The sequence below is a fragment of the Streptomyces sp. NPDC104313 genome (genome assembly GCF_055583985.1).
In genome coordinates this window covers 319,252-328,855 of record NZ_JBVJMW010000009.1, presented here as the reverse complement: position 1 = coordinate 328,855, position 9,604 = coordinate 319,252, and the positions used below count along the sequence as shown (strand labels likewise).

The window sequence follows — 9,604 nt, the reverse complement described above, 5'->3', positions numbered from 1 at the left end:
CACCCGCCGAATACGAAACCGCCCACTACCAGAACACACAAAAACAGCAGGTCACAGCCACAATCTAGAGTCTCTACCGAACCCGGAACGGTTCAGTTCGCCCTGTAGGCGCCGGGTGGCGACACTGGTCCGCCGGCCCGGGTATCCGCCCCAGGCTCCGCGTCGATCCAGCCGTGCGAGAGCGCGACCTGCACGAGGCCTTGGCGGACCTGCAGGATCTGCTCGGAAGTCACGGTCGGGGCGGTACGGAGCACGGTCTCGGTGATTTCCTCGATGTACTCCTTCACGGAGAGCACGTCGCACAGTCCCTCCTCCGGGAGGAGGCCCGAGGGACCGGCCGGAGCCGAGGATGACCTCGCCGGAAGCGGAACCGGGCGCTCACGCTCGGCGCTCCCGTTCTGCATGCGTACCCTGCTGGCCTTGAGGCCGCGGTCGCCTTCCTCGATGTCGAACTCGACCTTCATGCCCGGACCGAGCAGTCGTTTATCGAAGGCGAGGTCATTGACGTGAATGAACACATCCTCGCCACCATTGTCCGGTGCGATGAATCCGTAACCTCGGAACTCGTCGAACCGAAGAACTTTTCCAACAGCCACTGAATTCCCCACTCACCCAAAAGCGCACTTACCTCCACCGTGCGCAACTGCGCCCGACAGTACCTCGCACAGGGTCCACGCACAACGTTTTCGTAAGGGGGTAGTGCCAAGCCCAAGGATCGTCTACTGACGTCCTCCCGGCCATTACCGGCGCCTGTCACCGGGACGGCAGGCCAGTGGCCCAGCAGCAAGCGTTTCGGTCAGCGAGCGGGCCCGCGCGTCCTCCTCCAACATAGCCCGATTCGGCCTCCGGTTCGGTGACATGGTGGTGTCAGAGTTCCCTCTCCGCACCGGCCGGAGACAGATCCTGAGCGCCGCAGAAAAGGACGCGCCGCAGTGCGGGCGGCTGAACGTGGTGCGAGGAATGTCCCGATGACGTCTCGCACTCCGGGAACACACACTATGTGTGCCGACCTTCGACCGTGGCCCATCAGCGTGCAGGCCCTGTCGCGGGCGATGTTCATGTCCCGATGCGGCACGGCCGCCTGCCTGATCGACCTCGGAGGAGAGAATCCGAGGAGAGATAAGGGGGCGCCTGCCCGGCCGGTACGCTGCCGGGGTGACGGAGCGCATCGAGCAGGACGGGCGACGGCCGGCGAACGACGGGCCGAAGGCCGCTGCTCGTAACCGGGCCGCTCTGGTCGCCGCCGCCCGGGAGGTCTTCGCGGAGCATGGTCTGGAGGCGCCGCTCTCCGCGATTGCGCGCAGGGCCGGGGTTGGGCAGGGCGTTCTCTACCGGCACTTCCCCGACCGGAGTGCCGCGGTGGCAGCGGTCCTGGAGGAGAACGTGCGGCAGGTCGAGCAGGCTGCCGCGGACGAGGACGCCGCCTTCGACGCCGTGCTCGGTGTGCTGACGTGGCATCTTGCCGAATCGGCGGCTTTTATCGGCCTTCTGCACGCCGACCGGGCCGGAGACCGCTCGGGCATCCGCGCGCACGCCCTTGCCCTGTCCGAGCGGGTGGAGCGTGCTCTGCGCAAGCACCTCCCCCGCGGTCATCGACTGAGTGCGGGGGACGACCTCGTCCTCTCGGTCGCCATGGTCTCCGCCGCCGTCATCGGCCCCACTCGCGAGGAGCGCGAGCACCGGGCACTGGCCGCCTGGCGGTTGCTCGGCGTCGAGGTGGGGCCGGTGCGCGCCTTCGGCGGCTGAGCCGAGGTCCGCGTCAGCCGCCGTTGGACTGCCGAATGCCTTCCGCCGGCGCGTCGAAGGTGTACAGATAGCCCCCGGCGGGACCGCTGACGGTCATGTACGCCTTGGTACCGCCGGGTGTGATGGCCACGTTCGTCGCCGACTCCAGGCCTTCGACCCGTGAGGGAATCTCCACCGTCGCCAGCCGCTCACCGTGCCGGTCGTACACAGCCATGGCCGCCCGGCCGTGCAGCCCCTGGTAGAGGTTGCCGTCCGCGTCCACGGCGATCGAGTCGGTCTGGGCGAGTCCGCCGTCCACGCGGATGGCGGTGTGCCGGGACGTCACCCCGTCCTTCTCGTCGAGCCGCAGATAGGAGATGCGGTTCTCGGTGAGCTCGCTGAACCACAGCCCTCGGTAGTCCGCGTCGAAGGAGACCCCGTTCGGCGCGGCCAGGTCCTTGGCCAGAACGGTGGCCCTGCCGCCCTCCCGGTCGATCCGCACCACACGCCCGTGGGCCTTGCCCTCGGACAGACCGCGTGAGTCGCTGACGTACAGGTTGCCCTCCTGGTCGAAGGCGATGTCGTCGGGGTTCATCAGCGCTCCGTCGACCTCGCCGGAGAAGAAGGTCCGCGGGTCCCCGCCGTCGGGGGCCAGGCTGACAACCTCGCCGTGCGTGAAGTCGCTGAGGTAGAGACGTCCGTCGTACGGGCTGAACTGTGCTGAGGTATAGGCCCCTTTGGCGTCGGTGTGGACCGCCCGGGACGTCTTCTTCGCGACGTCGACGCGTATGACCTTGGGCTTGCCCTCGGGCGCCGTGACGTCGACGACGATCAGGCCGCCGTCCTCGCCGAACACAGGACCCTCCAGCAAGGTCATTCCGGTCTCGCCGTGCACCTGGGTCAGCTGCATGACCTTCTGCGCCCGGATGGTCCTGCCCGCGGTGACCGAGGCCGCCTCTCCCTCGGAATCGCCGCTCTCCGTGCCGCATCCGGTGAGGATCAGCGCGCCGATGGTGGCGAGCGCGGAAAGAGACCGGGCTGAAAGTCGCTGCATGGGGGGATCACTCTTCCTGTCCGGTGGGCGGGTTCCTCGGGTGTGAGTACACGGCCTGCGGGGAGGCGGAACGCCCCTGGCCGAATGCCGCCGTCCCACCTGAGCTTCAACCGGACATGATTGTCCGGTAGTTGCTACCGTAGCGGACGGCCGCCCGACCGGGGCCGCCCCACCCCTTCCGGATCGAGGACCCCCACATGACGACTCCTCAAGCACCGGCTACCCACGAGCTCGCCGCACTGAGGCAGCGCTACCGACTCGAACGCGAACGGCGTGTGCGCCCCGACGGATCCGCCCAGTACCGCGACACGGACGCCGAGTTCGGCTACTACGCGGCGGACCCGTACGCGGAGGGGCCGATCGGGCGCGCCCCTCTCCACGACACCGTCGACGTCGCCGTGATAGGCGGCGGATTCGGCGGCATCCTCACCGGGGCACACCTGCGGCAGCAGGGGGTCGATCGCGTCCGGATCATCGAGAAGGGCGGTGATTTCGGCGGGACCTGGTACTGGAACCGGTACCCGGGCGTCCACTGCGACGTCGAGTCCCACGTCTATCTGCCGATGCTCGACGAGACCGGTTATGTACCGGAGTGGAAGTACGCCCCCGGTGACGAGATCCGCCGCCACGCGGTGCGGATCGCACGGACGTTCGATCTCTACGCGGATGCGCTGTTCTCCACCGGAGTCACCGCACTGACCTGGGACGAGGCTTCCGAGACGTGGATCGTGGCCACGGATCGCGGCGATACCTTCCGGGCCACCTATGTCGTCAACGCCACCGGCACCCTCACCGACCCGAAGCTTCCCGGGATCCCCGGCATCGAGGACTTCGCCGGCCACACGTTCCACACCTCGCGGTGGGACTACGCCTACACCGGCGGCACCCCCCAGGGCGGCATGACCGGACTCGCGGACAAGCGGGTGGGTATCGTCGGCACCGGGGCCACCGGCATCCAGGTCATCCCGATGCTGGCCGAGGACGCCGCACACCTTTACGTCTTCCAGCGCACCCCCTCCACTGTGGACGTGCGCGGCAACCGCCGCACCACCGCCCCGGACGTGGGCGCCGACCGCGCGGGCTGGGCCCGGGGACGGCGGGAGAACTACCTCCGCATCGTCTCCGGCGAGAGTGCCGAGCAGGATCTCGTGGCGGACCGGTGGACGGCGTCGGCGGGCCTGCTGGAGAAACTCCTGCCGAGCTTCCGGCGGCAGGGCGACCGGCAGGCCTTCGAAGCCGCCTACGAGGCAGCCGACGCCGCCAAGATGAACGAGCTCCGCGCCCGCGTCGGACAGACGGTCACGGACCCTCGGACGGCGGAGCAGCTCAAGCCCTGGTACCGCTACGCGTGCAAGCGTCCCACCTTCTCCGACCTGTACTACCCGGCGTTCAACCGCGACAACGTCACGCTCGTCGACACCGCGGACACCCACGGCATCGAGCGCGTCACCGCGCACGGCGTCACGACCGGCGACGCCACCTACGAACTCGACTGCCTGATCTTCGCCACCGGGTTCAACGTCGGAACCTCCGGCATCCACTCGGGCAAGCTCCCGGTCCACGGCCGGGACGGCGTCCAACTGCTGCACAGCTGGGCGCGGCAGGGCCCGCGCACCCTCCACGGCTTCACGAGCAACGGCTTCCCCAACCTCCTGCAGATGGGGCCCCTCCAGAACGCCAGCAGCGTCAACTTCACCCACATCCTGGACGAGCAGGCCATCCACGCCGCCGCCCTCATCGCTGCCGCGGAAGCCGGCGGCGCCCTCATCGAACCCTCACCCGAGGCCGAGGACGCCTGGATCTCCGTACTGGCCGAGGGCGCGCCCGACCACGAGTGGTTCCATGCCGAGTGCACCCCCGGCTATTACAACCGTGAAGGGCGCGGCCGGCCCAACGGCCCCCTCGCCTATCCGCACGGGGCCGTCGCCTTCCACGAGCTCCTGGAACGTTGGCGCGACGAGTCCATGGCGGAGGTCCTCCGGAGCAGGACCGTCCTCCCCACCTGACGCGGCTCGGCCCGCCCGCTCCGCAACCGCCTCTCCCACCCCCCTGCCCTCGCAGTGCCGGAAGGACCTTTCCATGACCGCACCCGTATCCGAGCCGGACATCGCCTCTCGCGCCCGGCGGAGCGTGATCGTCACCGGGGCCGCGTCCGGCATCGGCCGGGCCGCCGCTCTGGCCTTCGCCGCGCGGGGCGACCGCGTCCTGGCGGCCGACCTCGACGCGGCCGGGGTCGAGGAGACCGTGCGGAGGATCACGGCCGCCGGGGGCGTCGCACTGGCGACCGTCGGGGATCTGGCCGAGCAAAGGATGGTGGACACGGTGGTGGCCCGCGCGGTGGCGGAGTTCGGCGGGATCGACGTCCTGGTCAACAACGCGGGCGTCATGGACCGTATGTCGGCGGCGCACGAAACCGACGACGCCGAGTGGAACCGGGTGTTGCGCGTCGACCTCACGGCTCCCTTCCTCCTCACCCGCGCCGTACTCCCCCACATGCTGACCACCGGCGCCGGATGCCTGGTCTTCACCGGCTCCGAGGCCGGCCTGCGCGGCGCCGCCGCCGGCGCCGCGTACACCGCCGCCAAGCACGGGATCACCGGGCTGGTGAAGAACCTCGCGGTGATGTACCGCGAGCAGGGCATCCGGGCCAACATGATCGCGCCCGGCCCCACCGCGACCGGCATGGGCGTCGACACCCGCCCCGACGCGCACGGCCCCTCCGTCGTCAGGGGCCTCATCGGCGCGAACATCGGCCGTATCGGCTCGGCGGACGAACAGGCCGCTGCCATCGTCTGGCTCGCGTCCGGTGCGGCCTCCTTCGTCAACGGCGCCGTCCTGCCCGTCGACGACGGCTGGTCAGCCGTCTGACGCGGTCCGGCCGAAGCCTCACGTCATGCGTCGTGCTTCGTCACGGGCGGGCCGCGTCAGAGACGAGGAGCCACGGTCGGCGGTCAGGGCAGGAGCTCTACGTATCCGTCGGTTCCGTGCACGCGGATCCGCTGCCCGTCCCGGATCCGCCGGGTGGCCCGCTCCACGCCCACGACGGCCGGCAGGCCGTACTCCCGGGCGATCACCGCGCCGTGGGTCATCAGGCCGCCGACTTCCGTCACCAGGCCCACGATTCCGACGAACAGCGGCGACCAGCTGGGGTCCGTGAAGGTCGTGACCAGGATGTCGCCCGCTTCGAGGTCGGCCTCCGCCATGTCGAGGATGACGCGGGCCCTTCCCTCGACGGTCCCGGCGGACACCGGCAGGCCGGTCAGCGCGCCGGACGGCACGTCGTCGCGCCGGTACGCGCCGGTGACGGCCTCACCGTCCGACGTGAGGACCCGGGGCGGGGTGAGCGCCCGGTAGGACCGGAACTCCTCCTTGCGCCGCTGGATGAGCTGCTCGTCCGCCCGGTTGGACCGTACGGCCTCGTGGAGCTCCTGGAACGTCAGGTAGAAGGCGTCCTCCTTCTCGGGAAGCACGTTGTCCCGCACGAGTCGCTCGGCCTCCGCCAGCAGGGCCTGCTTGTAGACGAAGTAGCGGCTGACGATGCCGTACTTCGGATACTCCCGGTATCCGATGAAGGTTCTGACGCGGTCGATCATCCGCTGGGTCTCGTCGGCCTTCCGGTCCCCGTCGGGCAGGGCCCGCAGCCGTGACAGCACGTCCTGTTCCTTCTGCCGGGCCTTCTGCCGGCCTTGTTCGAAGCGCTGCTCGGCGACGCCCGGCCCGAAGTTCCGCACGTTGTCGAGGATCACGGGAACGAGCGTGGTGGGGCGCTCGCGCCATCGTGGCCTGGTGATGTCGATCTCGCCGACGCAGCGCATGCCGTACCGGTCGAGGTAGGTCTCGATGGCCTCGCGTGCCTCGCCGCCGCCCTCGGTCCTCGCCAGCTCGTCCAAAAAGCCGGCGTCCTCAAGATGTTCGGCGTCCCGCAGGAAAGCCACCACCTCCGGCAGCGGGCGGATCACGTCCGCGACATCGAGCAGCGCCAGTCCCATCTCCGACGTGATGTTGTCGGGGGCGGACAGCGTCAGCGCGTCCGCGGCGTTCTTCTCGCCCAGCCACTCCCGCAGCTTGTCGTTGAGCCACCATGTGGCGTCCATCCCCGCCATGAGCGCCCGCATGCTCAGCGGATCGGCCAGAACCCGCTTGTGCTCCTCGAAGGCCTCCAGCAGGAAGTCGAACAGGGCCGGACCCTTCTTCGTCCGGATGTCACGTTCCAGGGCGGCGATGGATGTCCGGCTGCGCTCGATCAGTTCGGTGACGACGGCCGGATCGGTCTCGACCGGGGCGGGGACACCGGTGGACGGCGGCCCGACGGGAGCCGCGTCCGGGAGCGAGGGGACGAAGCCGTCGCGTTGGAGGACGGTCTCCAGGGCGTCCCTGACCAGCGGATCGCCCTTCCCCATGACGTCCAGGAGGCCATCGCGGCTCGTGGGCGATGCCAGTCGCGGGGTGACGTCGACGAACAGCCGACCGCCGGCCTCGTGCATCGGCACCATGGCCGTCAGCTGCCACATGGAGACCCCGAGGGGCATCATGGCGTCGGTCATCATCTGCTGGTGGCCGACGGAGACGTAGACGTGATTCCCCTCGTCGCCGTTCTCGATGACGGGGAGGGGGAAGAGGGTGGTGATCGGCCGGCTCTGGACGATCCGGAAGTCGTCGTCGACCAGGCACCATTCGATGTCCTGCGGGCGGCCGAAGTGCGCTTCGATCCGGCGGCCGAGCCCTACGAGGCGGACGGCCTGCTCATCCGTCAGCGCCGGCCGCTCGCGCTGTCGTGCGTCGACCGCCACTTCCCGCGTACCGCCGGCGGGCAGGGCATGGATGGCGAGCTCCTTGGCGGCGATGGTCCTGGTGGCGACTTCGCCGTCCCGTACCGTGAAGACGTCCGGGTTCACCAGACCGGAGACCAGTGCCTCACCGAGTCCGAAGCCGGCGTCCACGGTGGCGACCTTCCGGTTGCCGGTGACGGGGTCTGCCGTGAACAGGATGCCGGACGCGTGCGGGAAGACCATCCGCTGCACGACCACGGCCATGTGGACCGTACGGTGGTCGATTCCGTTCCGTTGTCGGTAGATGACGGCCCGCTCGGTGAACATCGAGGCCCAGCACCGGCTGATGTGCTGGAGGACCGCGTCCGGCCCCAGGACGTTCAGATACGTGTCCTGTTGGCCGGCGAAGGACGCCGTCGGCAGGTCCTCCGCCGTCGCGCTGGACCGGACGGCGTAGGCGGCTTGCTCACCGAACCGGACGAGCGAGCCAGTGATCGCCGCCGCGATGGCGCCCGGGACGGCGGTCTCCTCGATGACGCGGCGAATCCGTGCGCTGAGCGTGCGAATCGTTTCCCGGTCCTCCGGGTTCAGCCGCGACAGCTCATCGAGCCGATCGTCGATCGACGGGACTTCCGCCATGGCTCGCCGGAAGGCGTCCGTCGTCACGCAGAAGCCGTCCGGCACGCGAATGCCCTCGATCCGCGACAGTCCGCCCAGGTGCGCGCCCTTGCCACCGACGGCCGCGCCTCGCGTCTCGTCGACCTCTTCGAGGTCCAGCACGTACTGGTCCGTCATCGCGACACCTCCGGGGCCGTCGTGTTCCGTTGCACTGTGGTGGCCGATCGGACCACCGGCGCCTCGCGCTCTGTCGAACCTCTTGTCGGACACGTACTCATTCCTGGTTGTCTCTTCTCTGACGAATGAACCGGCAGACCCTCCCGGTCGGCCTGCACACGTCGTGCCGCCGTTCCGCAGGTGGTGGCATCGGCCCGAGGATTCTGCGCCGTCACCCGGGTCTTGCCGCAAGCCCCCCGGTGAGCTATAAGTTGAGAGTGGCAAGGAGAGGCCTCTCTTCTTGCCCTTTGTTTTGCCTCTTTGCCTCTTGGCGCGGCTTGCCCGGGGCGCGGGGTCGCTCCTCGCGTCGCGGACCTGCCGACATCGGAGCGGCAGCCCGGCAGCGGGCCCGGTCGGCGGGGACGTGGTCGTGCAGGGAACGCTTCGGCGATCTCCCTCGTTCGATCTCCGGCCCACCACCACGAACCGTGAATCCGAGGGATTGTCTTGACCCATGCTTCCGCTGCCGACGCCGTGCACCCGCTCCCGTCGCCCGCCGCTCAGGCGGAGCGCCTGATCGAGCTCGGGGTGCACGAGATCGCGGGAATTCCCGCCGAGGACATCCGCGCGTTCGCCGAAACGGCCGGCCGAAGCCGTGACGTTCTGCTAGCCGTCCATCCGGACCGCGCCCCCGCCTCCGCCCTCGCGCCACTGCTCCTGCGTGACGGCAAGCCCGGCTTCGTCGTCGTCGACATGCCCGACGTCGACCGGTTCGACCCCACCGCGGTAGAGCTTCCCGGGGCGCCTCTCTATTTCGTCGCCGGGCCCGACCGTGGCGACCACATGGCCAACTGGAGCCCGGAGGAGGCGTTGCCCGCCCTCGCCGAGGAGGGCCGCACCCCCTTGGTGCTCACCGAAGGCGTCCACTGGGTCCTGCAACAGCCGGCGGTGCTTGAGCGGAACCTCTGCTTCATGACCATCGGGTCCCGGCTGCGCAAGGCGAACGGAGCCCTGGACGCGCGCACCCCGGCGATCTGGATCAGCAACGGCACCGGGCGGGACGGCAAGGAGCGGCGCAACGCCCCCAAGGTCGGCTGGTGCTGGTGGGGAAACCGCCATACCTGGCTGGGTTTCGCCTCCGCCGCGGGCCGCGAGGTCCAGTAGCACCCGTGCGCCCTGCCCTCGACTCTCCTCGCGGGGGTTCCGCTGATGATTGACGGAGTGCCAAATCTCTTGCACAGCAAGGGGTTTGGCAACTTCGCGTCAACGCCTGCGCACTTTG

7 protein-coding genes are annotated in these 9,604 nt (G+C 69.4%); 4 read left to right on the top strand and 3 right to left on the bottom strand.

The window, feature by feature from the left end; translation table 11 throughout:
* Positions 1-92: 92 nt before the first annotated feature.
* A complete protein-coding gene (locus ACZ60Q_RS22950) occupies positions 93-608 on the bottom strand; it encodes a cold shock domain-containing protein (protein ID WP_469637572.1) in 516 nt (171 codons plus the stop codon).
* Positions 609-1,155: 547 nt separating this feature from the next.
* On the opposite strand from ACZ60Q_RS22950, the gene ACZ60Q_RS22945 reads away from it, so the two are divergent.
* Positions 1,156-1,746 carry a TetR/AcrR family transcriptional regulator gene (locus ACZ60Q_RS22945; RefSeq protein ID WP_469637569.1) on the top strand — a complete coding sequence of 197 codons (591 nt, stop codon included), beginning with the start codon at positions 1,156-1,158 and terminating at the stop codon, positions 1,744-1,746.
* Between the two features lie 13 nt (positions 1,747-1,759).
* Here the strand turns inward: ACZ60Q_RS22945 and ACZ60Q_RS22940 are convergent, their stop codons facing one another.
* Positions 1,760-2,779 carry an SMP-30/gluconolactonase/LRE family protein gene (locus ACZ60Q_RS22940; RefSeq protein WP_469637566.1) on the bottom strand — a complete coding sequence of 340 codons (1,020 nt, stop codon included), beginning with the start codon at positions 2,777-2,779 and terminating at the stop codon, positions 1,760-1,762.
* 197 nt (positions 2,780-2,976) lie between these two features.
* Between ACZ60Q_RS22940 and ACZ60Q_RS22935 the strand changes: the two genes are divergently transcribed.
* Positions 2,977-4,785 (top strand): flavin-containing monooxygenase, encoded by a 1,809-nt coding sequence (locus ACZ60Q_RS22935; protein ID WP_469637563.1) that lies wholly within the window; start codon positions 2,977-2,979, stop codon positions 4,783-4,785.
* Positions 4,786-4,858: 73 nt separating this feature from the next.
* Complete coding sequence (locus tag ACZ60Q_RS22930; protein WP_469637560.1) at positions 4,859-5,647, top strand: SDR family NAD(P)-dependent oxidoreductase; 789 nt, start codon at positions 4,859-4,861, stop codon at positions 5,645-5,647.
* Between the two features lie 83 nt (positions 5,648-5,730).
* Here ACZ60Q_RS22930 and rph read toward each other — a convergent pair whose 3' ends face one another.
* Positions 5,731-8,343 carry a rifamycin-inactivating phosphotransferase gene (gene rph, locus ACZ60Q_RS22925; protein WP_469637557.1) on the bottom strand — a complete coding sequence of 871 codons (2,613 nt, stop codon included), beginning with the start codon at positions 8,341-8,343 and terminating at the stop codon, positions 5,731-5,733.
* A gap of 486 nt (positions 8,344-8,829) precedes the next feature.
* Here rph and ACZ60Q_RS22920 point away from each other — a divergent pair, with 486 nt between their 5' ends.
* Positions 8,830-9,486 (top strand): DUF5701 family protein, encoded by a 657-nt coding sequence (locus tag ACZ60Q_RS22920; RefSeq protein WP_469637555.1) that lies wholly within the window; start codon positions 8,830-8,832, stop codon positions 9,484-9,486.
* The last annotated feature ends 118 nt before the right edge of the window (positions 9,487-9,604 follow it).

What these genes read in the sequence shown, in the direction of transcription:
- ACZ60Q_RS22940 (WP_469637566.1), bottom strand. Translation starts at nt 2,779, where the DNA reads ATGCAGCGACTTTCAGCCCGGTCTCTTTCCGCGCTCGCCACCATCGGC.
- ACZ60Q_RS22935 (WP_469637563.1), top strand. Translation starts at nt 2,977, where the DNA reads ATGACGACTCCTCAAGCACCGGCTACCCACGAGCTCGCCGCACTGAGG.
- ACZ60Q_RS22930 (WP_469637560.1), top strand. Translation starts at nt 4,859, where the DNA reads ATGACCGCACCCGTATCCGAGCCGGACATCGCCTCTCGCGCCCGGCGG.
- rph (WP_469637557.1), bottom strand. Translation starts at nt 8,343, where the DNA reads ATGACGGACCAGTACGTGCTGGACCTCGAAGAGGTCGACGAGACGCGA.